This is a genomic window from Agromyces zhanjiangensis (genome assembly GCF_040496055.1).
In the GTDB taxonomy this organism is placed as follows: domain Bacteria; phylum Actinomycetota; class Actinomycetes; order Actinomycetales; family Microbacteriaceae; genus Agromyces; species Agromyces zhanjiangensis.
Window position 1 is genome coordinate 42,595 of sequence record NZ_JBEPKB010000013.1, and the last position, 23,077, is coordinate 65,671.

General features: G+C 71.5%; 23 protein-coding genes and 1 tRNA gene. 11 read left to right on the forward strand and 13 right to left on the reverse strand.

The window, feature by feature from the left end; genetic code table 11:
- The first annotated feature begins 57 nt into the window (after positions 1-57).
- On the forward strand, positions 58-411 hold the full coding sequence (locus ABME02_RS18200; RefSeq protein WP_353816776.1) for a DUF7882 family protein: 354 nt from the start codon (positions 58-60) through the stop codon (positions 409-411).
- Here the strand turns inward: ABME02_RS18200 and ABME02_RS18205 are convergent.
- Positions 408-938, reverse strand: coding sequence for an SRPBCC family protein (locus ABME02_RS18205; protein WP_353816777.1), 531 nt, complete (start codon positions 936-938; stop codon positions 408-410). The two genes, ABME02_RS18200 and ABME02_RS18205, sit on opposite strands and share 4 nt — an antisense overlap.
- A gap of 154 nt (positions 939-1,092) precedes the next feature.
- Positions 1,093-1,416: a DUF7882 family protein gene (locus tag ABME02_RS18210; protein WP_155840233.1), complete on the reverse strand. Its 324-nt coding sequence runs from the start codon at positions 1,414-1,416 to the stop codon at positions 1,093-1,095.
- A gap of 168 nt (positions 1,417-1,584) precedes the next feature.
- On the opposite strand from ABME02_RS18210, the gene ABME02_RS18215 reads away from it, so the two are divergent.
- Positions 1,585-1,657 (forward strand) — tRNA-Arg (locus ABME02_RS18215).
- Between the two features lie 66 nt (positions 1,658-1,723).
- Here the strand turns inward: ABME02_RS18215 and ABME02_RS18220 are convergent.
- On the reverse strand, positions 1,724-3,664 hold the full coding sequence (locus tag ABME02_RS18220) for an alpha-amylase family protein (protein WP_436408297.1): 1,941 nt from the start codon (positions 3,662-3,664) through the stop codon (positions 1,724-1,726).
- 104 nt (positions 3,665-3,768) lie between these two features.
- Between ABME02_RS18220 and ABME02_RS18225 the strand changes: the two genes are divergently transcribed.
- The 4 genes from ABME02_RS18225 (at position 3,769) to ABME02_RS18240 (ending at position 9,751) form a co-directional block, all read left to right on the forward strand.
- A complete protein-coding gene (locus ABME02_RS18225; RefSeq protein ID WP_353816778.1) occupies positions 3,769-5,646 on the forward strand; it encodes a glycoside hydrolase family 15 protein in 1,878 nt (625 codons plus the stop codon).
- Between the two features lie 127 nt (positions 5,647-5,773).
- On the forward strand, positions 5,774-7,009 hold the full coding sequence (locus tag ABME02_RS18230) for a DUF998 domain-containing protein (RefSeq protein ID WP_353816779.1): 1,236 nt from the start codon (positions 5,774-5,776) through the stop codon (positions 7,007-7,009).
- Positions 7,010-7,050: 41 nt separating this feature from the next.
- A complete protein-coding gene (locus ABME02_RS18235; protein ID WP_353816780.1) occupies positions 7,051-7,365 on the forward strand; it encodes a GNAT family N-acetyltransferase in 315 nt (104 codons plus the stop codon).
- 514 nt (positions 7,366-7,879) lie between these two features.
- Positions 7,880-9,751 (forward strand): S41 family peptidase, encoded by a 1,872-nt coding sequence (locus ABME02_RS18240; protein ID WP_353816781.1) that lies wholly within the window; start codon positions 7,880-7,882, stop codon positions 9,749-9,751.
- Positions 9,752-9,775: 24 nt separating this feature from the next.
- On the opposite strand, the gene ABME02_RS18245 is transcribed toward ABME02_RS18240, so the two are convergent.
- The gene (locus ABME02_RS18245; RefSeq protein ID WP_353816782.1) at positions 9,776-10,246 is read right to left on the reverse strand and encodes a MarR family winged helix-turn-helix transcriptional regulator; all 471 of its coding nucleotides are present in this window, start codon (positions 10,244-10,246) and stop codon (positions 9,776-9,778) included.
- Between the two features lie 397 nt (positions 10,247-10,643).
- On the opposite strand from ABME02_RS18245, the gene ABME02_RS18250 reads away from it, so the two are divergent.
- Positions 10,644-10,994, forward strand: coding sequence for a hypothetical protein (locus ABME02_RS18250; RefSeq protein WP_353816783.1), 351 nt, complete (start codon positions 10,644-10,646; stop codon positions 10,992-10,994).
- 53 nt (positions 10,995-11,047) lie between these two features.
- Here the strand turns inward: ABME02_RS18250 and ABME02_RS18255 are convergent, their stop codons facing one another.
- Positions 11,048-11,845: a winged helix-turn-helix domain-containing protein gene (locus ABME02_RS18255; protein WP_353816784.1), complete on the reverse strand. Its 798-nt coding sequence runs from the start codon at positions 11,843-11,845 to the stop codon at positions 11,048-11,050.
- Positions 11,846-12,388: 543 nt separating this feature from the next.
- Positions 12,389-13,021, reverse strand: a complete 633-nt coding sequence (upp, locus tag ABME02_RS18260) for a uracil phosphoribosyltransferase (RefSeq protein ID WP_353816785.1) — start codon at positions 13,019-13,021, stop codon at positions 12,389-12,391.
- 49 nt (positions 13,022-13,070) lie between these two features.
- Here upp and tadA point away from each other — a divergent pair, with 49 nt between their 5' ends.
- The gene (gene tadA / locus ABME02_RS18265) at positions 13,071-13,553 is read left to right on the forward strand and encodes a tRNA adenosine(34) deaminase TadA (RefSeq protein WP_353816786.1); all 483 of its coding nucleotides are present in this window, start codon (positions 13,071-13,073) and stop codon (positions 13,551-13,553) included.
- 7 nt (positions 13,554-13,560) lie between these two features.
- Here the strand turns inward: tadA and ABME02_RS18270 are convergent, their stop codons facing one another.
- Both ABME02_RS18270 and ABME02_RS18275 read right to left on the reverse strand, forming a co-directional pair.
- Positions 13,561-14,310 carry a glutamine amidotransferase-related protein gene (locus ABME02_RS18270; protein WP_353816787.1) on the reverse strand — a complete coding sequence of 250 codons (750 nt, stop codon included), beginning with the start codon at positions 14,308-14,310 and terminating at the stop codon, positions 13,561-13,563.
- A complete protein-coding gene (locus ABME02_RS18275; protein WP_353816788.1) occupies positions 14,307-15,269 on the reverse strand; it encodes a cation diffusion facilitator family transporter in 963 nt (320 codons plus the stop codon). The genes ABME02_RS18270 and ABME02_RS18275 overlap by 4 nt, the downstream gene beginning before the upstream one ends.
- A gap of 23 nt (positions 15,270-15,292) precedes the next feature.
- On the opposite strand from ABME02_RS18275, the gene proC reads away from it, so the two are divergent.
- Positions 15,293-16,141 carry a pyrroline-5-carboxylate reductase gene (gene proC / locus ABME02_RS18280; RefSeq protein ID WP_353816789.1) on the forward strand — a complete coding sequence of 283 codons (849 nt, stop codon included), beginning with the start codon at positions 15,293-15,295 and terminating at the stop codon, positions 16,139-16,141.
- Between the two features lie 4 nt (positions 16,142-16,145).
- Here the strand turns inward: proC and rlmC are convergent, their stop codons facing one another.
- From rlmC to ABME02_RS18295, 3 genes are read right to left on the reverse strand one after another with little or no spacing between them, the layout of a single operon-like run.
- Positions 16,146-17,282, reverse strand: a complete 1,137-nt coding sequence (rlmC, locus tag ABME02_RS18285; RefSeq protein ID WP_353816790.1) for a 23S rRNA (uracil(747)-C(5))-methyltransferase RlmC — start codon at positions 17,280-17,282, stop codon at positions 16,146-16,148.
- A gap of 24 nt (positions 17,283-17,306) precedes the next feature.
- Entirely contained in the window at positions 17,307-18,938 is a 1,632-nt protein-coding gene (locus ABME02_RS18290) for an ABC transporter permease (RefSeq protein ID WP_353816791.1), read from the reverse strand.
- On the reverse strand, positions 18,935-19,900 hold the full coding sequence (locus ABME02_RS18295) for an ABC transporter ATP-binding protein (protein ID WP_353816792.1): 966 nt from the start codon (positions 19,898-19,900) through the stop codon (positions 18,935-18,937). The genes ABME02_RS18290 and ABME02_RS18295 overlap by 4 nt, the downstream gene beginning before the upstream one ends.
- A 125-nt stretch (positions 19,901-20,025) precedes the next feature.
- Between ABME02_RS18295 and ABME02_RS18300 the strand changes: the two genes are divergently transcribed.
- Positions 20,026-20,421: a hypothetical protein gene (locus ABME02_RS18300; protein WP_353816793.1), complete on the forward strand. Its 396-nt coding sequence runs from the start codon at positions 20,026-20,028 to the stop codon at positions 20,419-20,421.
- 39 nt (positions 20,422-20,460) lie between these two features.
- Here the strand turns inward: ABME02_RS18300 and ABME02_RS18305 are convergent, their stop codons facing one another.
- Both ABME02_RS18305 and ABME02_RS18310 read right to left on the reverse strand, forming a co-directional pair.
- Complete coding sequence (locus ABME02_RS18305; protein ID WP_353816794.1) at positions 20,461-21,129, reverse strand: potassium channel family protein; 669 nt, start codon at positions 21,127-21,129, stop codon at positions 20,461-20,463.
- Positions 21,122-22,567, reverse strand: coding sequence for a TrkH family potassium uptake protein (locus tag ABME02_RS18310; RefSeq protein ID WP_353816795.1), 1,446 nt, complete (start codon positions 22,565-22,567; stop codon positions 21,122-21,124). The genes ABME02_RS18305 and ABME02_RS18310 overlap by 8 nt, the downstream gene beginning before the upstream one ends.
- A 70-nt stretch (positions 22,568-22,637) precedes the next feature.
- Here ABME02_RS18310 and ABME02_RS18315 point away from each other — a divergent pair, with 70 nt between their 5' ends.
- The gene (locus ABME02_RS18315; RefSeq protein WP_353816796.1) at positions 22,638-23,072 is read left to right on the forward strand and encodes an ArsR/SmtB family transcription factor; all 435 of its coding nucleotides are present in this window, start codon (positions 22,638-22,640) and stop codon (positions 23,070-23,072) included.
- Positions 23,073-23,077: the final 5 nt, after the last annotated feature.

Genomic DNA, 23,077 nt, shown 5'->3' on the forward strand with positions numbered 1-23,077 from the left:
CCGAGGGGGTTGACGGACCCGGCCCGAAGTGGTGGGCGGGAGGGTAGCCTCGTCGCCATGGGAACGCTGTACTACGGCAATGCCGGTACGCCGATCGGCATCGAGGACCGGGCGTTGGCGCACCTGCAGGTCGCGGTGGTCACCAAGCTCCGGCGGGGCGAGTCGTTCACCGTCTCATGGCAGCATCCGGACGAGCAGCCGGACGGACGGAGCACGCTGTGGCTCCACCCCAACATCCCGCTGCGGTTCGTCTTCGACGATCCCGAGCCTCCCGAGCTCAGCCGCGACTACCTCGAGGAGCTCATGCGCAGCGCGAACTCGACGGGCGGCATCCAGCTCGTGCCCGAGCAGATCGACGCGGAGGCGGGCGACGCCGCCGACGGCGACGGGCCCGACTCCGCGGACGGCTAGGGGCGCAGGTCGGGGTCCTGCCCGATGACGCCATCGGTGCTCGACGTGCCCGCGGCCCCCGGCGTACCGCCCTCGTGGAGCTCTCCGCGCCAGGCGCCGGTCTCGACACCTCGGGACTCGATGAACTCCTTGAACCTCCGGAGGTCGTGCTCGACCTGCCGGTCGTCGAATCCGAGCGCGGCGCCTGCCTTCTCCACGAACCCCTCCGGCTCCCACTCGAGCGTGACGGCGACGCGCGTACGGTCGGCGGACACAGGTCGGAACTCCACTCGCCCTCGATGGTCCACCTCGGCCGTGGTGCTGTGCCAGGCGATGTGGTCGTCGGGGACCTGATCGGAGATGTCGGCGTCGAACTCACGGGTCGCGCCGCCGACGGCGACCACCCAGTGCGTGGTCGCGTCGTCGACCTGCCGGATCGAGTCGACGCCGCTCATGAAGTGCGGGAACGTCTCGAACCGGGTCCACTGGTCGTAGGCCGTGCGAACCGGGACGTCCACCTCGATGTCGGCGGTCACGGTCGTGCTCATGGTGATCTCCCTTCCCTCGGCGACGCGCCGGTCGGCGCGCCGGGCGCCACCGTAGGCACGAGCCGATCCGCCGATCGAGGGGTTGCCGGCCCGGGGAGCGGCTGTTATCACGGGAGCGCGACACCGCTGGTGCTGGGAGGCGCCGCCGTTCGACTCACTCGAAGTCGAACGGCTCGTTCTCCTCGGGTTCGGGAACGTTCTGCAGTCCGCTCGTGCTGTTCGCGGAGAGGAGCATCTGCTCGATCCACAGCCGGTTGAGCTTCGGCGGGCGGTTGCCGCTGAACACGAACTGCAGCGGAACGGACTCGTGGAGCCAGAGCGTCGTGCGCCCGCTGCCGTGCTCGATGCCGTGTTCCCAGGTCATGGCGAAGCTCTCGGACCGACGCAGCTTGTTGATGATGGCGACGCGCAGGTGCGCGAGCGTGCGGTCCTCGATCTCGATCTCGCGGTTCGAGGAGTTGTAGATCAGCTTGCCCATGGCGGAATGCTAGTGCCGGTCGCCGTCCACTGGGCCTTCGCCTTCCGATCCGGGATAGGGGTTGACGCGACGCGCCCGGGCGGACGCGCTCGATTGGCGCGCGGGCGCGACGTGGGATAGAGTAACCGGGTTGCCTGATGAGCCGAGAGGTTCCGGGCGACATCCCATGCGCCCGTAGCTCAATGGATAGAGCATCTGACTACGGATCAGAAGGTTGGGGGTTCGAGTCCCTCCGGGCGCGCAAGGTGAAGCCCCGGGTCTCCGCAGCACATGCGGGTCCGGGGCTTCTTCCGTCTCCGGCAGCCCGCTAGAACCGCGGTGGCTCCTCGGCGGCGCTCACCCGCAGCCACGCGACGTGGCACGGCTCGAGCACGATGCCCCGCTCGAGCGAGACCCGTCGGTCGGTGATGAGTTCGTGCGCCTCCGGTGCGAATCCTGAGAGCGTGAGCGCGTCGATCGCCGCCGGTGCGTCGCCGACGTTCGCGAGGCACAGCACCACGGCGCTCGTGCCGGGTGCTGCGCCGCCATCCGTCGTCGCCGGCCGCTGGTACCCCAGCACGGTGGGATGCCTCGGATCGAACGGCACGAGCCGACCGCCCGCGAACTCGGGTGTCGCGCGTCGCACGTTGATCAGGCGGGTGAGGCCCGCGTACACCGCGCCCGCAGGGGTCGCGCGGTCGTGCCGGGCGGCGTACGCGTCGGCGGGGCGGCGCGGCCGATTGACCCACCGGCTGTCGTCCGCCAGCGCTGGGTCGTCGACGTAGCCGTAGTCGTTCAGCTGCCCCACCTCGTCGCCGAGGTACACGAGCGGGATCCCGCCGGTCGACAGTGCGATCGCGTGGGCGAGCAGCACGCGGTCGACGCCGTGCGCGTCGCCGGCCTCGACGCCCGCGAGCGAGGCCGTCGTGCCCGCCACGCGCGCGTCGCCCGTGCGCGGATTCTCCTGGAACGGCACGCCCCGAGCGAAGCTGCCGGGGAACCGGTTCACGTAGAACGCGTTGAGGAACCGCCGGTGGTCGAAGCCGTCGATGCCGAACTCGGCGGCGTCCTCGTCGGCGAAGGTCCAGCCGATGTCGTCATGGCCCCGCACGTAGTTCACCCAGGCGCAGCCGTCGGGGATCGCGTGCCGGCGTTCGAGGGCCTGCCGGAGCATCCGCGGATCGCGGGTCGCGAGCGCCTCCCAGGTGAGCGCCATCTGGAGCGGGTTGTACGAGAGCTGGCACTCGGCGAGCGAGATGTACTCGACGACCTCGTCGGGGTGCACGATCGCCTCCGACTTGAACAGCAGGCTCGGCGCGGCGATGCGCAGCACGGCGTTGAACGCCTGGAGCAGCAGGTGCGCCTCGGGCAGCGACTCGCACGCGGTGCCGAGCCGCTTCCAGATGAACGCGACCGCGTCCATGCGCAGCACGTCGACGCCGAGGTTCGCGAGGAACAGCATCTCGCCGGCCATGGCGCGGAACACCGCCGGGTTGGCGTAGTTCAGGTCCCACTGGAAGGAGTGGAACGTGGCCCAGATCCACCGACCGTCCGGCAGGGGCACGAACGAGCCCGGGTGGTCGTCGGGGAAGATCTCGCGGACCGTCCGCTCGTACGCGTCGGGCATCGTGCGATCGGGGAAGATCAGGTAGAAGTCCTCGTACCCGGCCTCGCCCGCGATCGCACGCCGCGCCCACTCGTGGTTCGACGCGGTGTGGTTGAAGATGAAGTCGAGCACGAGCGAGATGCCGTTCGCCCGGAGCTCGGCGGCGAGGTCGCGCAGGTCGTCGATCGTGCCGAGGTGCGGCGCGACCGCGCGGTAGCTCGACACCGCGTAGCCGCCGTCGGAGTTGCCCTCGGGGACGGCGAACAGCGGCATGAGGTGGAGGTAGGTCAGGCCGAGCTCGACGAACTCGGGGATGCGCGCCCGGACCCCGGCCAGGTCGCCCGCGTAGCGGTCGACGTAGCAGACGCCGCCGAGCATGCCGTTCGAGAGGTACCAGGTCGGGTCCTGCTCCCGGCGGGCGTCGGCGACCTTGAGGTCGGTGGGACGTTCGGCCCAGGACGCCGCCGCGTCGGCGATCACGCCGGCGAGCACGTCGAGGGCGTCATCGCGCTCGCCGTAGAGACGGCGGAACAGTCCGTGCAGCACCGGGAAGGCCGTGGTCAGGCGCCGCTCGAAGTCGGGGTCGGGGGCGGCGGATGCGGTGCGTCCCTCGGGGCGCAACCGGGCGAGGTCGACATCGGCGTCGGTTCCCATTCGTGCCATGACCCCAGCCTGCACCATCCGGGGCCGCGCGGCCCATGGCATCCGCCGACCTTGCCCCGCACCCGCTCGCGTGCCACCATCCCGAGTGGGGGAAGGGACGACGCATGGCGAAGCGGTACCCGGACATCAGCGACCACGGCCTGATCGGCGACCTGCAGACGGCGGCGCTCGTCTCGACGGACGGCACCATCGACTGGTTCTGCAGTCCGAGGTTCGACGCCCCGAGCGTGTTCGGCTCCCTCCTCGACGCCGAGCGGGGCGGCTTCTTCCGGATCCGTCCGGTCGGCATGGAGTACGTCACCCGTCAGCTCTACCTGCCGGACACCGCCATCCTGATCACGAGGTTCCTCACCGACGTCGGCGTGGGGGAGGTCATCGACTTCATGCCGGTCGCCGAGGGCCCGGCGACCGATCGGCACGCGATCGTGCGGATGGTCCGCGTCGTCCGCGGCGAGATGACCTTCGAGGGCGAGATCCAGCCGCGGTTCGACTACGGCCGTGCGCCGCATCGGCTCGTTCCGTCGGGGCCGGGGGCGAAGTTCGTCTCCGACGACCTCGTGCTCACCCTGCACCGCGTCGGCGATCCGATCCTGCACGGCGACGAGCGGGCGGGGAAGGTCGAGGTCGTCGACCGGGGCGTGAAGGTCACGATCACGCTCCGGGCGGGCGAGCTCACGGGCGTCATGCTCGAGTCGGGCGACGTCGACGCGCGCCAGATCAGCGAGGACGAGCTCATCTCGACCTTCCTCGAGACGCGCCGCTACTGGCGCCGCTGGAACGACCGCTCGACCTACACCGGGCGATGGCGCGAGATGGTCGCCCGCTCCGCGATCACGCTGAAGCTCATGACGTACGCGCCGACGGGCGCGCTCGTCGCCGCGCCGACGACCGGGCTGCCCGAGCAGATCGGCGGCGAGCGCAACTGGGACTACCGGTACACCTGGATCCGCGACGCCTCGTTCTCGGTTTACGCGCTGCTCAGCCTCGGCTACCAGGAAGAGGCCGAGGCCTTCGTCGGATGGCTGCTCCAGCGGATCCACGAGGGAGTGGGGTCCGACTCGGCGCCGTTGCGGATCATGTACCGCGTGGACGGCTCGTCGCACCTCGACGAGGAGGCGCTCGACCACCTCGCCGGGTACCGCAAGTCGAGGCCGGTCCGGGTCGGCAACGGCGCGGCCGACCAGATCCAGCTCGACATCTTCGGCGAGGCGATGGACTCGATCCACCTCGCGGACACGCACGGCCTCGAACTGCCGCACGCCGGCTGGATGAAGGTCAGGGAGATGCTCGACTGGCTCTGCGACCACTGGGACACGCCGGAGGAGGGGATCTGGGAGACCCGCGGCGGGCCGCAGAAGTTCACCTACGGGCGCTTCATGTCGTGGGTGGCGCTCGATCGCGGCATCCGCATCGCGCAGTCGCACGGCCGACCCGCGTCGATGACGCGATGGGTGCACGAGCGCGATCGCATCTACGAGCGCATCATGGAGTCCTTCGACCCCGCGCGGCAGGCGTTCGTGCAGCACGACGGCAGCGACGTGCTCGACGCCTCGCTGCTGCTCATGCCGCTCATGGGCTTCATCTCGCCGCGGGACCCCATGTGGATGTCGACGCTCGAGGCCATGGACGAGTCGCTCGTCTCGGACAGCCTCGTCTACCGCTACGACCCGGCGGCCGCCCCTGACGGGCTCAGGGGATCGGAGGGCACCTTCACGCTCTGCTCGTTCTGGTACGTCGACGCGCTCGCCCGCTCCGGGCGCCTCGACGAGGCGAGGCTCGTGTTCGAGAAGATGCTCACGTACGCCAACCACCTCGGTCTCTACGCCGAGGAGATCGGGCTCACTGGTGAGCAGCTCGGCAACTTCCCGCAGGCCTTCAGCCACCTCGCCCTGATCAATGCGGCGGTGAACCTCGACTACCAGCTCGACCACGGGTCGGGCGACGTCGAGCCGGTGCTGCGTCGTCGTCGACGGATCGACTGACCATGTCGCGGCCCGCGCCTGTGAATCCGCCATGGACCCCCGTTGTCCCCCGGACGCGGCCTTCGGAGGGACGGATCCCTCCGGTTAGGCTCTGACCGGTCAGATTCCCGCGATCGAGAGTTCGACTATGAGGGGTGCACGCGCCGCTGCGACCGGCCAGGCGCCGGTCGCCCGTCACGCTGCCCTGATCGCGGCCATGGTCGCCATCGCCGCCGCGGTCGCCGTCGCCGCGGTGAGCCGCCTGATCCGCGTCGTCCCCCATTCGCACGACGGCGAGCTCGGAGCCGGGCACGTCGTGGTCGACGTGCTCTGCATCGTCGTCGCGGTGCTCGTCGCCCTGCTCCTGCTCACGGCGTTGACCGTCGCGTCCGTCCCGGCCGGTCACCGCGGCGGCCGCGGGAGCTGCGCCGCGCCGTGGGCGAGCGCCGGGGTCGGCGCGCTCGCGAACGCGTCGGTGTGGGCGACGATCGCCGCGCTCGCGGTGGGCAGCGCGGCCGGGGCCTTCGACGGGTTCCCCGGCGGCCACCTCGCCGCCTGCGCCGTGCTCGCGGGCGGACTCGGGGCCACGACCGGCGCGGTGCATCGCCGCGCCCATCACCAGTCGGTCTACCGGTCGTTCAACGTGGTCGCGATGCTGCTCGCCGCCGGATGCCTCGCGAGCATGAGCCTGACGGACACGGGCGAGTGGTGGGTGCGCAACTTCAGCACCCTCGGCACGTCCGACGACGTGGCCGCCGCGTGGTTCAACGCGGGCCTGGTGCTCTCGGGCGGCGCGATGGCGGCGATGTCCGGTCGGCTCGTCAGGGGGCTGGCCCGCACCGAGTACCGTGCCCGCCGGGGCGCACGCGTCGTCGTCCACGCGCTCGTCGGCATCATCGGATTCGCGCTCGCCGGTGTGGGCCTCGTTCCGATCGACGCCGACGAGACGCTGCACAACGTGTTCGCGAGCGCCGCGGGTGCGGCGTTCTTCCTCCTCGCCGCCGGAACCCCATGGCTGGTGCGACGGATGCCTCGGAGGCTCGTCGGCACGTCGGTCGGGGCCCTCGTCGTGGAGGTCGCGGCGTGGGTGGTCTACGACGGCCTCGCATGGGCGTCGCTCACGGTGTTCGAGGTCGTCGCGTTCGCGCTCGTGTTCGTCTGGCTCATCGCGCTGGTCGTGACGACGCATCCGGAGCGGGCCGAGGCGCCCCATCCGGCCGCCGCGCGCGCGGGCGTCGCGGCGCTCGCCGCCGCACCGGCGCGCGGTGCGATCGCGCTCGGCGATCGCGTCCGCACGGCGACGATCACGGCGGCGATCCCGACGTTCGCGTTCGGCGGTGCGCCGCCGGCGGGAATGCAGCCGAGCCTCGCGCGTTCCAACTGATGAGCCTGCGGGCCGACCGGCCCGCGCGGAGAGGAGATCCCGTGACCGACGACGATGTCGAGATCGTCCGCGACGACCAGGCGAGCCGCTATCGGCTCCTGCTCGGCGGCGGCCAGGCCGGGTTCGCGAAGTTCCGGGCCAGTCCCGGGCGGATCATCTTCACCCATACGGTGGTCGACCCGGCGTTCGAGGGACGCGGCCTCGGTTCGATGCTCGCGCGGTGGGTCGTCGAGGACGCCGTTCGCCGCGGTGAGCGGATCGTCCCGCGGTGTCCGTTCATCGCCGCGTGGCTGCGCAAGCATCCGGGCTACGAGGACTCGATCGACTGGCCGGGGGAGCCGCGCATCACGGCCTGATCGGGCTGCGATCCGGAACATCGCATCCGTTCCGTGCCCCCCGCTCTGGGGCACTGCCGCCGGTTCGGCGAAACGATACGATTCCTCAAAACCCGAGTCGGGACCCGACCCGACAGATCGCTGCACCGCGGCGAATGCGACCGGATGTCCCAGCACGGTCGCTCGGGAGGTGGCTCGCCGAGCTCAGTTCGGGTCGCTCGGCGGGGAGGGCCTCCTGTGAGGCCGCGGTGGGGCGGGAGGTAGGGTTCCCGTCCCACCGTCATTTCACGGCGTCCCGATCCTGTCCCAGAAAATGAGGACTGGTCATCTCCTCGGGGTGGGAGTAGGACGGGAGTGGGTCATCCGGTGCCCGGACCCCGCGGTGCCGATGAGCCGCCGAGCACCTCGCTCGGCCCGACCGGGCAACGGCAGGCGGAGGCGTGCCGGCCGTGCCACGAGGCATCCGGGGGATGACATGCCGTCGATCAACGTCATCGGGGTGGGGCGGGGCCACGGCCTCGGAGCGGTTCGGACCATGCCGGAGTTCCGCAGCCACGTGGAGGCGAGCGCGCTCACGCAGGCGCAGCGGGCCACGCTCGTCGACCAGGCGGAGATCCTGATCGAGGGGCTCTACGTCCACCTGCCGCTGAAGCGCGCGATGCACGCCGTGGACCCGCTGCAGAGCCTGCGGTTGCTGCGATCCCGCCTCCCGTTGCTCACCGAACCCGAGTTCCACGCCGCGCTGCAGCGCATCTTCCTCGGACTGCGGGACCTGCATACGAACTACATCCTCCCCGACCGCTACACGGGCTTCGCCTTCCTCGGGATCCTGGTCGAGCGCTGCGTCGAGGCCGGCCGGACGCAGTGGCTCGTGACGAAGACGTTCGACCACCTCACCGGAGACCCGGACCTCGTGGTCGGCGCCGAGGTCACGCACTGGAACGGCACGCCGATGGCGATCGCGGTCGAGCGGAACGCCGCTCGCGAGGCGGGGAGCAACAAGGCGGCGAGCCTCGCGCGAGGCCTGGAGAACATGACCATCCGCCCGGTCAGGATGTCGCTGCCGCCGGACGAGGACTGGGTGGACCTGACGTACCGTGTCGGGGGCGTCGAGCACGAGTCGCGGCTGCCGTGGCGGGTGTTCGAGTCCACGAGCGACGTGGGCGGCGGCGACGCGGATGCCGGACTGCCGACGGGGATCGAGTCCCCGGCGTCGCACCTCGTCGGACTGGACCTGAAGACCGAACTCAGCCGTCGGGTCAAGCGGCGGCTGTTCGCCCCGTCCTCGCTGAAGGAGGAGGCCCGGGTCGAGCGCAGCAACCTCGACGTCCCGCGATCCACGAAGGCCCAGCAGGAGGCCGGCATCCTGCCGACGACCCGGCCGACCGAACTCAAGGCCCGGACGGTCGCGACGCCGAGCGGCACGTTCGGCCACCTGCGGATCTTCACCTTCTTCATGGAGGACCGTCAGGTCGGGGCCTTCATCGAGGAGGTCGCACGCCTGATCGGCGTGCTGCCGCAGGACGGCCTGATCCTCGACGTCCGAGGCAACGGCGGCGGCTTCGTCGTCGCATCCGAGTTCCTCCTGCAGTTCTTCACGCCGCGCCGGGTCCGCCCCGAGCCGATGCAGTTCATCAACACCCGGCTCACGGCGGATCTCTGCGGCCGTGTCGCCGACTACCGCGACTGGAAGCCCTCGATCGACGAGTCGATCACGACCGGGGCACCGTTCTCGCGCGCGTTGCCCCTCTACTCGGAGAACGTCGTCAACGACGTCGGACAGCTCTATCACGGCCCGGTCGTGCTGATCACGGACGCACTCTGCTACAGCGCCACCGACATCTTCGCGGCCGGATTCCAGGACCACTCGATCGGGCCCGTCCTCGGCGTCGACGACAACACCGGCGCCGGCGGCGCGAACGTGCTCACCCACGAGGACCTGCGCGCGGACTGGACGGGGGGACCGCTGCGACCGCTGCCCTCGGGTGCGGCGTACCGGGTGTCGCTGCGACGTTGCCTGCGCGTCGGCGACCGGTTCGGCCAGCCGGTGGAGGACCTCGGGATCGTGCCGGACGAGACCCACCGGCTCACTCGACGGGACGTCATGGAGGACAACGTCGACCTCATGGAGGCGGCCGGGAGGCTGCTCGCCGAGCGGACGCCGCGCGTGCTCGAGGTCGGCCTGGGCACTCCGTCGAACGGACGACTCACCCTCTCCGTGCAGACCGCCGCGATCGACAGCGTCGACGCCTACCTGGACGGTCGACCGGTCGGCAGCACGGCGACGCAGGACGGGACGACCGAACTCGACGTCGGAGTCGCGGGAGCGACGCCGGACAGCGTGCTCCGGCTGGAGGGATTCGACGGCGACGACCTCGTCGCCTCGCGGCTGGTCCCGCTGCAGTGACGACGGCGTGGACCTGCGGTGCGATCAGCCGCCGGCCGGCCTGGCACCGGGTCGGGGCGGGTCCTGCGCCTCGCGCAGTCGGTCGCACAGCTCGATGAGGCGCCGCAGTTCGTCATCGTCGAGGGTGCCGCCGACGCGATCGGTGATGGCCTCCATGTGGTGGATGGCGGCGCGGCGGAACTCCTGGAAGCCCTTCGCGGTGAGCTCGACGATCGTGCCGCGGCCGTCGAGCGGATCGTCGTTCTTCTCCACCCACCCGCGTGCGGCGAGGCGGTCGATGAGCCGGCTCACGCTCGGCTGGGAGATGAGGACGTGACGGTTGAGCTCCTTGAGCCGGAGGCGTCGACCGGGCGCGCGGGAGATGTTGAAGAGCACGTCGTACTCGTTCAGCGACATGACCTCGGTGGGGAACTCCGCCGAGAGCCGCCGCATGATCGAGACCTGGGCGCGGAAGAGCGCCTCCCACGCCGCCACCGCCAGCACGCGATCCGCCAAGCCCGGCTCCTCTCCTCGGATGGGCGGCGCACGGCCGCCGATCAGTCCAAGGATAGGGACGCATGGACCCCCGTGGAGCCGCGGCGACCGGGATGGCGCAGAGGGGCCCCTCAACTGGGGGCGGACACGGTTGAGGGCCGGTCGTAGAGGCTGACGACCGGCCCTCTCCCTTGCACCAAGAGTGTCCTGCAATCACATTCCGCACCGGCCGCCACAGCAAACAGCCGGTGCGCTACGAATATATAACGGATCGATAACGGGCGCTAGTGGGATGTGCCCCGAATGCGGGACTTCTTCACGGCGGGCGCCCGGATGACGCGGCCGCGCGCCGGATGTGACCTAGGGCCCGGGACGTGGGCTCGTCGCCGGTCGCATGATGATCGCAGGAGGTGGGGCGATGAGCACGACGCGGACCGATCCCGAGGTCGGACGGGCGGCCGTGGTCTGGGCCTGGGTGTGCGTGGGCCTCATTCCCGTCGCGTACGTGGTCGCGACCCTCGTCGGCGGCGCGCTGCTCGCCGCATCCGGGGGCGCCGAGGGCGCCGCCGAACGCCCGCCGGCGTCGGTCGTCCTCCCGATCGGGCTCCTGTCGGTCGCGATCATGGTCCTCCCGGCCGTCGGCGCGGCCGTGCTGGGGCTCCGCGCGGCCCGCCGTGGACGTCGGAGCGGCATCGCCGCCGCCGTCATCGGCGCGGTGGTCGCGATCGGCGGAATCGTGCTCAACCTGCTCGCCTACCTGTTCGGGTGAACGGTCCGCCGACACGGCCGAATCCCCGTGCGAGTTCCCGGGGGGTCTCCCCGTCAGAAGACGTCGGGGCTCGGCGTCGACGCCTGGCGGATCGAGACGTCCGCGTGCCGGTCGAACCGGTAGCCGAGGCCGCGGACCGTGCGCACGATGTCCTGGTAGTGCGCCAGCTTGGAGCGGAGTCGACGGATGTGCACGTCGATCGTGCGCTCGTTCGGGATCTCGTCGTCGCCGGCCCAGAGCCCGTCGATGAGCTCGTGGCGATCGATCGTCCGACCCTCGCGGAGCACGAGGTACTGCAGCAGCTCGAACTCCTTGTAGGTCAGTCCGGCGGGCTCGCCGTCGAGCAGAACGCGCTTGCGCGAGATGTCGATGATGACGCCGTCCGGGTGGCGGTCCGCGTCGTCGCTGAGGCCCTGCGACTCGCGCTGGCGGGCGAGGGCGGCGGGGTCCTGCAGGGCGAGGCGGACGACGTCGACGTCTCGGCCCCCTGAGCCCTCGGGGGCGAGCGCGACGGCCGCGTAGGTCTCGGCCGAGGGCGCGAGTTCGGTGGTGAGCGTGCGGAGGGCCTCGACGATGCGGTGCAGGCTCGTGCCGTCAGCGGCGGCCTTCAGCTCGTCGATGCCGACGTACAGGACGAAGCCGCGTGCTTCGGTGCCCTCGGGCACGGCGCGGACGCGCGGCGCGGTGGGTGCAGCGGGAGTCGCGGACGCCGCCGCGGCATCGGGCACGGCGGGCGACGCGACCGCGGCGGCCGGGCGCGCAGCGGCCGGCTGGGGTCGGTATGCGGCGGGGTGCGCCGGGCGTGCGACGGGGTGTGCGGTGCGGACGGCGGGAGCGAGGGTGAGAGACATGGCGGATCCTTGTGCTGAAGATGCGTCGACGACCCCGTCACGGCGGGGTCGGAGCGAAGGGCCCGAGTGGGCCGGGGAGAACCCGATCAGTGGTCCCGGGTTCGACGGAGCCGTTCCGATCCGGGTGGGATCGGTCGCGTGCTCGGCGGGGGTTCGCTGGTCAGCGGCACATTCGACAACACATGGGCGCACGCGTCGGCATCATCGTGCCGGGGGTCCACTGAGCCTCGAGGGCGGTCAGGGAGCGTGCGGTGTCAGTCATGGGCGAAAGTCAAACCCAGGTCCCCGGATGTGTCAAACCGTGACCCTCCGATGACCGTGCGTGACGTCGCACGCGATGCGCGAGCGGGCTCGTCGAGAGGGGAGGTCCCAAGGACCGACGGTCAGACGCGCAAGATCCTTCGAGCGGGGATCGATTCATCGAATCTTGCCGGATCGTATCCGCCACGGCGTGTCTCACGGCGAAGATCCTGCGAGGTGAGGCGTTCGTAACACGAATCGCACGCCGCCGCCACGCCATGACGCGGTCGGCGGAAGGAGGCGTCAGACGGTGCCGTACAGGCGGTCGCCGGCGTCACCCAGGCCGGGAACGATGTAGCCGTGCTCGTTGAGTCGCTCATCGACCGCGCCGAGCACGACCGTGACCTCGCGGCCCGCCATCGCCCGCTCCACGGCCTGCAGGCCCTCGGGCGCCGCGAGGATGCAGATCGCCGTGACCTCCGTCGCGCCGCGCGCGAGCAGGAAGTCGATCGCCGCGATGAGCGACCCGCCCGTGGCGAGCATCGGGTCGAGCACGAAGCACTGGCGGCCCGACAGGTCGTCGGGCAGGCGCTCGGCGTACGTCGTCGGCTCGAGCGTCTCCTCGTTGCGGGCCATGCCGAGGAATCCGACCTCGGCGGACGGCAGCAGCTTGACCATGCCCTCGAGCATCCCGAGGCCCGCGCGGAGGATCGGGACGATCAGGGGCTTCGGGTCGGCGATGCGCACACCCGTCGTGGGCGCGACCGGGGTCACGATGTCGACCGGCTCGACCCGCACCTCGCGCGTGCCCTCGTAGGCGAGGAGCGTCATCAGCTCCTCGACGAGCGAGCGGAACACCGGCGACGGCGTCGTCTCGTCGCGGAGCACCGTGAGCTTGTGGGTGACGAGCGGGTGGTCGGCAACGTGGACTCGCATAGGCTCGAGTCTAGTTGCGGGGGTTCCGCCGATGAGAAGGGGCGAACGGATGCCGGTGCAGCGCCCTGAGCACGTCGAATGGATGCGGCTCGCCCTCGCCGAGGCATCCGCCGCACTCGGCTCGGGCGACGTGCCCGTCGGCGCCGTCGTGGTCCGCGACGGCGAGGTCGTCGCGACCGGGCGCAACGAGCGCGAACTCCACGAGGACCCCACGGCGCACGCCGAGTTGCTCGCGATCCGCGAGGCCGCCCGCGCCATCGGCGACCGCCACCTCACCGACTGCACGCTCGTGGTCACGCTCGAGCCGTGCGTGATGTGCGCGGGCGCGATCCTCGCGGCACGCCTGCCGACGGTCGTGTTCGGCGCGTGGGACGAGAAGGCCGGGGCCGCCGGCTCGGTCTACGACGTGCTGCGCGACCGACGGCTGAACCACCGGGTCGAGGTCCATGCGGGGGTCGAGGCGGATGCCGCAGCGCGCCTGCTCCGCGACTTCTTCGAGGATCCGCTGCGCCGCCCCTCGACCGCGCGCTGAACGACCCCTAGCTCGCGCGCTGCAGCGTGTCGCGTCGCGCGAGGCCCTCGACGAACTCGCCCAGGATCGACGCGGACGCCGTGGCGGCGGCGGGGCCGCAGGACGCCTGCAGCTCGCGCATGCCGTCGACCGAGAGCCCGTACTCCGGGAGCTCGTCGCCCCAGGCGGCGAGCCAGTCCTCGTGGATCTCGCGGTCGACCTCGGGGTGGAACTGCACCGCGAGCAGCCAGTCGCCGCGTCGGAACGCCTGGTTGGCGTACTGCGGCGATCCTGCGAGCCGCTCGACGCCCTCGGGCAGGTCGAACGTGTCGCCGTGCCACTGCACGAATCGCACGCCGGCCGCGTGCCGCACCGGTGAACCCTCGCCCGCCTCGGTGAGCTCGACGCCGAGCCAGCCGACCTCCTTGCGCGGCCCGCGGTAGACGTCGGCGCCGAGTGCCGCGGCGAGCAGCTGCGCGCCGAGGCACACCCCGAAGACCGGCGCCTCGGCCGCGATGCGGCGGCGCAGCAGGTCGAGTTCGTCGGCGAGGTACGGGTACTCGTCGGCCTGGTAGACGCCCTCGTCGCCGCCCAGCACCACGACGAGGTCGGGTGCCAGCGGGTCGACCGCCGTGACGTCCTCGGTCGGCGCGTCGAGGAACCGCACCTCGTAGCCGTGCGCCTCGAGCGTCGGCCCGAGGTTGCCCAGGCCGATCGCGGAGTCGTGGCGGAGCACCAGCGCGACGGGCCGGCCGGCCGCGCCGGCGGCATCCGTCATTCGAGGCCCTTGATGACGATGGCGTCGGTGGGCGGCGCCGTGAGGTTCGGATCGACGTAGATGTCGGGCTCGACGTAGATGACGCGCGCCGCCGGCACCGCGCGGCGGATGCGCTGCTCGATGACGTTGATCGCAGTCGACACCTCGGCCAGGGTCTCGCCGCCGTGGAAGCCGAGCTTCGCGGCGACGAGCATCTCGTCGGGGCCCAGGTACAGGGTCTTCATGTGGATGATGCGCTCGGCCTCGGGGCCGGCGAGGATCGCGTCCCGGATCTTCTTCACGTCGGCCTCGTTGGCGCCCTCGCCGACGAGCAGGCTCTTCGTCTCGATGCCGAGGATGATCGCCACGATGATGAGCAGCGTGCCGATCATGAGCGTGCCGATCGCGTCGAACACCGAGTTGCCGGTGATCACGGTGAGGCCGACGCCGAGGAGCGCGAAGGCGAGACCGGTCAGGGCCGCGACGTCCTCGAGGAGCACGACGGGGAGCTCGGGCGCCTTGGCCCGTCGGATGAACTGCGCCCAGTTCTGCCCGCCGCGGATCTGGTTCGATTCCTTCACGGCGGTGCGCAGCGAGAGGGACTCGAGCACGATCGCGATGACGAGCACGAGGATCGGCAGCCACGGCACCTCGAGCTCGTGCGGATGCGTGAGCTTGTCGACGCCCTCGTAGATCGAGAACACGCCGCCGACCGAGAAGAGGATGATCGAGACGACGAACGCGTACACGTACCGCTCGCGCCCGTAGCCGAACGGGTGCTCGCGGTCGGCCTCGCGCTTGGCCTGGCGGCCGCCGAAGAAGAGCAGCAGCTGGTTGCCGGCGTCCGCCACGGAGTGGACGGCCTCGGCGAGCATCGATGCCGACCCGGAGAAGAACCACGCGATGAACTTCGTCAGGGCGATGCCCGTGTTCGCGAGGAATGCCGCCAGGATCGCCTTCGTGCCGCCGGATGCGCTCATGCGCCAATCCTAGGATGGCTGGCATGGCCCCCTCGCAACCCGTTGACCTGCCCGCGATCGCCTTCCTGGGCGCCGGATCGATGGCCCGTGCGGTGCTCGCCGGGTTGCTGCAGCCCCACGTGACCGCGGCCGGCATCACGGCGACGAACCGCAGCGCCGTGCGGGCCGCCGAGTTCGACGACGAGCCGCGCGTGGCGGCCCACGCGACCGAGACGGATGTCGACGCCAACCGCCGAGCGGTCGCCGGCGCGAAGCTCGTCGTCGTCGCGGTGAAGCCCGCCATGGTGCCCGACCTCCTCGACGAGATCGCCGACGCGCTCGAGCCGGGCGCGATCGTCGTGAGCGTCGCCGCCGGCGTCACCGTCGCGACGTTCGAGGCGCACCTGCCCGAGCACGTCTCGGTCGTGCGGACGATGCCCAACACGCCGGCGGTCGTCGGCCGAGCGGTCACGGGCGTCTCGGCCGGCACGCGCTCGTCGGAGGTGGACCTCGCGCTCGTCGTGTCGCTGTTCGAGACGGTGGGCGAGGTGCTCGTCGTGCCGGAGACCCAGCTCGACGCGCTCTCGACGATCTCCGGGTCCGGCCCGGCCTACGTGTTCCTCCTCATCGAGGCGCTCGAGCGCGCGGCGATCGAGAAGGGATTCACGCCCGAGCAGGCCGCCGTGATGGTCCAGGGCACGTTCCGAGGGGCGAGCGAGCTGCTCGCGGCATCCGTCGACGACCCCGCCGAGCTGCGCCGACGCGTCACGAGCCCGAAGGGCACGACCGAGCGGGCCGTCGCCGTGCTCGAGGAGGCGGACCTCGCGGGTCTCTTCGGCCGCGCGACCGACGCCGCGCTCGCCCGCGCCCGCGAGCTCGCCGCCGGGGCCTGACCGACTACCCGGGCGTCGCGACGCGCTCGAGGAGCACCATGACCTCGAAGTGCGTCGTCTGCGGGAACATGTCGAACACGCGCGCCTTCACGGGCCGCAGCGACGGCATCGCCGCGAGGTCCTTCGCGAGCGACGCGACGTTGCAGCTCGAGTAGAGCACGTGCGCGGCATCCGACCGCTCGAGCCAACCCGCCAGGTCGGCGCCGATCCCGCGCCGCGGCGGGTTCACCACGACGAGGTCGGGGGCGGATGCCGCGCCGAGCGCGAACTCGGTCGCGTCGCCCGCGGCGAAGCGCACGCGTGAGAGCGCGGCATCCGTTCTGCTCAGCTCGGCGCTCGCGACCGCCTCGACACTCGTCTCGATGCCCGTGACGGCCGTCTCGCCGCCGGCGAGGTGCAGCGCGAACCCGCCGACACCCGAGTACAGGTCCCAGGCGTCCTCCGGCGCGAGGTCGCGGATCCAGTCGCGCGCCTCCGCGTACAGCGCCTCGGCGATCGCGGTGTTGGTCTGGAAGAAGCTCTGCGGGCGCAGGTGCATCGTCACGTCGTTGAGCCGCATGGGCAGCGTGTCGGCCTCGGTGAGCACGACCTCGTCGGCGCCCTCGAGCACGGCCTTGTGCTCGGGCAGCAGGTTCGCCGTGACGACGCGCGCCTGAGGGAGCTCGGCGAGCAGCGCCGGCAGGTGCTTGCGCATCCGACCGAGCGGCTCGGTCGAGCGCAGCACGAACCGCACCATCAACTCGCCGTCGGGCGACTCGGTGACGATCAGGTGCTTCAGCTCTCCGCGGCGCGCCGCCACGTCGTAGGGGACGATCCGGGCGAGCGTGATGAAGCGCGCGAGCACCGGGAACGCGGCGCGATGGCCGGGGGAGCAGATGCCGCACGCCTGCAGGTCGACGCCGTGGCCATCGGCGTCGAGGATGCCGATCGTCGGCGCCTCGACCGTGCCGCCGACGACCATCTTCGCCTTGTTGCGGTAGTCGCGCTCGCTGCTCGCGACCGGGGGCAGCCACTCCGGGACGTCGAAGGGGGCGAGCAGGTCCTCCGCATGCGCCTGCTTGTCGCCGAGCTGGGCCGGGTACGGGCGCCCCATGAGCGAGCACGACCGGCATCGCCCCGCGTCGAAGTAGGCGCAGTCCACCAGTCAAGGCTACGCGGGTGCCCGTCAGCCGTCGGTCGTGAGCTCGCGGCGTCCCATCGCGACGACCGCCACGGCGATCGCCGCCGCCGAGACGCCGAGCATCCAGAAGCCGCCCGTCCAGTCGACCTCCCCGGCGACCGGCAGCGGTGCGTGCGCGAAGGGCGACAGGTCGTGCATCCAGTCGGGAAGGCCGAGGATCTCGCCGAAGATGCCGAAGAACGCCCCGGCGGCGAGCAGCGCCCAGGAGACGGGGATGGTGAGCCTCGGCGCGAGGACGAGGACGAGCAGTCCCAGGCCGAGGAAGACGAGCGCCGCCGGCGCCTGTGCGAGGGCCGACTGCAGGGCGTTCTCCGCGGAGGCGGTCGGGTCGTCCGACGAGAGGGAGCCGAGGAGCGCCCCGCCCGCGGCGAGCACCAGGATCACGAGGATCGCGAGCGCGCCGACGAGCGCGTACCCGCCGAGCCACGAGCGGCGCGGGACGGGCGTCGCCAGCACCGGCTCGGCCGTGCCGTGCGCCTCCTCGATCCGGGCGCGCATGACGGCCTGCAGGGCGGCCGCGGCGGCCAGGATGCCGACCATCGAGAAGAACGTGACGGTGAACGCCTCCTCGAGCGATGCGTCGGGGCCGGCGACCTGCCGCAGGGTGTCGGCGATCGCCGGTGCGTCGGTGCCGATCTGGTCGACGAGCGGGGTGAGCGTCGTCGCGAGCGCCCCGGCCACCACCGCGCCGACCGCCCACGACGCGACGGCGCCGGCGTTCAACCGCCAGGCGAGCCCGACGTGGCCGCGGAGCAGCGGCCCGGCCGTGGCGCGCCCGGCCCGTCCGGGCAACAGGCTCGCCCCGCTGTCACGGGCGGACTGGAACACGAACACCAGCCCGATCAGCACGACGGCGAGCCCGACCGAGAGCAGCAGCGGTGCGAGCTCGTTCGCCGCGAAGGGCTCGGTGCGCTGCGCCCAGCCGATCGGCGAGAGCCAGCTCGGCCATGCCGCGGTCCGGTACAGCCCGTCGGTGGATGCCTCGCCGAGCGCATCGCCGAGGCCGCGGACGAGGTAGGCGGACAGCACGACCGCGACGGACAGCGCGTTCGCGCTCCGCGAGGTGCGGAACAGCTGCGCCGCGACCAGGCCGACGGCGAGGAACGCGACGCCGGTCGCGCCGACAGCGAGACCCGCGACCGCCGAGCCCGCGGCATCCAGCCCGCTCGCCATGAACGCGGCGGCGACGGCGAGTGCGAGGAGGACGTTCGCCAGCACTCCGTGGACCACGGTGGCGAGCGTGGGGAGCGTCCGCGCCGCCGGGGTCGCCGCGACCAGTTCGGCACGGCTCTGCTCCTCGTCGCCGCGGGTGTGGCGCACCGCGAGGAACGTGCTCATCAGCCCCGCCATGAGGGCGAGGAACGACAGGATGAGGAACACCGCGAACTCGCCCTCGCCCGCGCCGTTCGGCGTGCCGCGGAAGATGAGGATCGCCGGCGCGATGATCGTCAGGCGGAGGATCGACTCGCGCTCGGCCTGGTCGCCGAACGTGCTGCCGACCGCGGCGGCGGCCATCAGCCCGAGGCCCGCCGTGCCGACGATCCACAGCGTCAACTGGAATCGATCCCGTCGCGCGCGCTGCGCGACCAGGGCGAGCAGGAGGCTCGTCGGGCTCACTTCGCGGCCCCGCCGCCGGAGCCGGCCGTCGGCGAGGGCGCCGGGACGCCCGCCATCGCCGGATCGTCGCCGTAGTGGCGCAGGAAGAGCTCCTCGAGCGAGGGCGGCGCGACCGTCAGCCCCTGGACGCCCAGTCGTCCCAGCTCGGGGAGCAGCGCGGCGACGCGATCGCTGTCGGCCGTGAACTGGACCCGGCCGGCGTTCACGAGCACGTCGTGCGCGCCGTCGAGCGCCTCGACGGCGGACTCCTGCCCGGGTACGTGCAGGAAGGCGACCGACGAGCGCGTGAGGTGGCGGAGTTCGGCGAGCGTGCCGGACTCGACCCGCCGCCCGGCGCGGATGATGCTCACGCGGTCGCAGAGCGCCTCGACCTCGGAGAGGATGTGGCTCGACAGCAGCACCGTCGCGCCGTCGGCCGCGACGCGGGCGATCTCGCGGTTGAACACCTGCTCCATCAGCGGGTCGAGCCCGCTCGTCGGCTCGTCGAGGATGTACAGCTCGGCGGGCGTCGCGAACGCCGCGACGAGCGCGACCTTCTGCCGGTTGCCCTTCGAGTAGGCGCGCCCCTTCTTGCGTGGGTCGAGCTGGAACGCCTCGACGAGCCGCGCCTTCCGCTCGGCGTAGGCCGCGCGGTCGGTCGTGCCGCCGCGGAGCCGTGAGAGCAGGTCGATCGCCTCGCCTCCGGAGAGGTTCGGCCAGAGGCTCACGTCGCCGGGCACGTAGGCGACCCGACGGTGCAGCTCGGCGGCGTCCCGCCACGGGTCGCGACCGAAGAGGCTCGCCTCGCCGCCGCTCGCCCGCGCGAGGCCCAGCAGGATGCGGATCGTGGTGGACTTCCCCGCGCCGTTCGGCCCCAGGAAGCCGTGGATCTCGCCGGACCGCACCTCGAGGTCGAGCCCGTCGAGGGCGACGGTGCGACCGAACCGCTTCTCGAGGCCGCGGATGCTGATGACCGTGCTCATGGCCGCGATGCTACGCGCGTGCGAGGGCCCGCCACCAGCGACGCGCGATGCGCCGCGACGCCGCCCGCGAGTGGCGCTCGCGGCGGTGTGCTCCGGTGCCTTCGATCACGGGTACGCTCAGCGCCATGGACCCGCTCGACGTCATCGCCCTCGTCGGCGAGGTCATCGCGTGGGTCGCGCTGGCGGCGGGCGGCGTGCTGCTGCTCGCCTTCGCGTTCGCGCGCATGGCCGACGGGGCATGGGATGCGATCGAGGTCGCGATCGTGGAGCGCGACGACGGCGACGTCGTCCGGTGGTTCGCCGGCGGCGAGTTCCACGAGCGACCGCTCGAAGACGAGGAGCCGAAGCCCGATTCAGACGACGGCGAGCCGCTCGCCTGGGTGCGCCGTCGGAGCCCCGACCGGTTGCGGTTCGAAGCCGCGTCGCACCTGCCGCGCGTCCTCGGCACGATCGCCGTGATCCTCGTCGGGATCGGCATCATCGCGACGGTCGCCTCGACGGTGGCCGGGGCCGTCGCCTGAGGCTGCGGCCCGCCCGGCGCATGCGCCCCGCGGCATCCGCTATTCGAGCGCCGCGAACTTCTCGATGTCGCCCTCGGTGCCCGACACGATGATGAGGTCGTGGTTCGACACCACGGTCTTCTCCGTCGCATACGTGAACGGCTTGCCCGGGCTCTTCACGCCGACGACGGTCACGTTGTGACGCGAGCGGACGCCGGAGTCGGTGAGGTTCTTCCCGCGGATCGGCTTCGGCGGGTACATCTTCACGAGCGCGAAGTCGTCGTCGAACTCGATGAAGTCGAGCATTCGGCCCGACACCAGGTGCGCCGTGCGCTCGCCCGCCTCCCGCTCGGGGTAGATGACGTGGTTCGCGCCGATGCGCTCGAGGATCTTGCCGTGCGAGGTCGAGATCGCCTTCGCCCAGATCTGCGGGATCTTGAGGTCGACGAGGTTCGCCGTGATGAGCACGGACGCCTCGACGGAGGACCCGACGGCGCAGACCGCGATCGAGAACTCCTGCGCACCGATCTGCTTCAGCGCGTCGAGCGACTTCGCGTCGGCGACGACGGCGTGCGTGACGCGTTCGGCCCACTTCTGCACGAGGCTCTCGTCCTCGTCGACGGCGAGCACCTCCCGACCGAGGCGGTCGAGCTGGCCGGCGGTGGCCGCCCCGAACCGACCGAGTCCGATGACGAGCACTGGGGCGTCGTGCTTGATGCGATCAACCAACGATGGGCCTCTCTTCCGGTCGTCTGAACAGCTGGCGCTTCTGCGCGGCCGCGAGGGCCGCCGCGAGGGTGACCGTGCCCACGCGGCCCATGAACATGGTCGCAGCCATCACGTACTTCCCCTCGGGTGGCAGGGACTCGGTGAGCCCCGTGGAGAGCCCGCACGTCGCGAACGCCGAGATCACGTCGAAGAGCACGAAGTCGAGCGCCGACTTCGTGATCTGGGTGATGATCACGGTCGAGACGGCCACGATGGTCGCGCCCCACAGCACGACGCTGACGGCGAGGCGCAGGATGTCGCGGGGGATGCGCCGCCCGAAGGCCTCCATCGCGGGCGCACCGCGGGCCTCCGCGTACGCGGCGAGGAAGAGCACCGCGAGCGTCGTCACCTTGATGCCGCCCGCCGTCGAGGCCGAGCCGCCGCCGACGAACATCAGCATGTCGGTCACCAGCAGGCTGGAGCCGTAGAGATCGGCCATGTCGATCGTCGAGAAGCCGCCCGACCGCGTCATCGTCGACATGAAGAACGCCTCGTAGAAGGTCTTCACGAAGCTGAGGCCGCCGTACGTCTTCGGGTTGTTGTACTCGAGCACGAGGAACGTGACCGCGCCGGCGATCCACAGGACGATCGTGGTGGTCAGGGTGAGCTTCACGTGGACGCTCCAGCGCCGCGGGCTCTTCCAGGTGCGCAGGAGGGCGAAGATCACCGGGAACCCGAGGCTGCCGAGGAACACGGCGAGCATCATGAGCGACTGGAACCAGTAGTCGTCGAAGAACTCGACCGGGCCGAGCGGGTTCGGGTTGAAGCCCGTATTCGTGAAGGCGCTGACCGCGTAGTAGGCCGAGTACCAGAGGCTCAGCCCGAAGTCGTAGCCCTTGCCGAGCACGCTCGGCAGCATGCCGATCATGACGACGGCCTCGATCGCGAGCGTGCTGACGGCGACCGTCACGAGCAGTCCGCCGACCTCGCCGAGTCGAACCGCCTGCCGCTCCGACACCGGGCCGGCGTGCACCCTCGACGGGTTGGTGTCGCTCGCGGCCATCAGCTTCGCGCGCAGCCCGAGCCGCCGCGAGACCACGAGGCCCAGGATCGACGCGAGGGTGAGGACGCCCATGCCGCCGACGTTCATGCCGATGAAGATGATCGTGTTGCCGAACGGCGACCAGTGCGTGGCCATGTCGACGGTCGTGAGGCCCGTCACGCAGATCGTCGAGACCGCGGTGAAGAAGGCGTCGTGGAGGGGCGTGCCGCCCGTGCCGGCCCCGGCGCGCGCCAGCGGCAACGACAGGAGGGCGGTCGTGATGAGGATGAGCGTCGCGAACACGAGGATCGCGAACCGCGACGGCGAGCTCTTCACGAGCGTGTCGAAGGCGTCGCGCACGCCGGCGATCCATGAGCGCCGGGCGGGTCCCCGACGACCCACGGTGTGCGAGGCCATCCGCCCTCCTCCGCTCGACGCGAGAGTCATGGTACTCCCCGCCTCCGGCCCGACTGGCTACCCTTGCACCATGGCGGACATCTTCGACGTGGTGGCGGATCCGACCCGACGCGACATCCTCGGCGTGCTCCTCGACCGGGAGACGTCCCAGCCCGACTCGGGCGGCGAGATCAGCGTCGGCGAGATCGTCACCGCGCTCGGCGTGAGCCAGCCGACCGTGTCGAAGCACCTCAAGGTCCTGCGCGAGTCCGGCCTGGTCGGGGTGCGCGAGGAGGGGCAGCACCGCTACTACCACCTCGACCGAGCGCCCCTGGAGCGACTCGAGGACTGGCTGATCCCCTTCGTGACGACGGATGCCGCGGCCGACGCGGTCACCCTCGCCGGCGCGGACGCCGACGAGGCGCTGAACGACGACCAGCGCGCGTTCGCCTCCGCCCTCGGGAAGGCCTTCGCCGACACGGCGCGCCAGGTCACCGCGGTCGTCGGCGCGAAGCGCCGCCGCTAGGACGC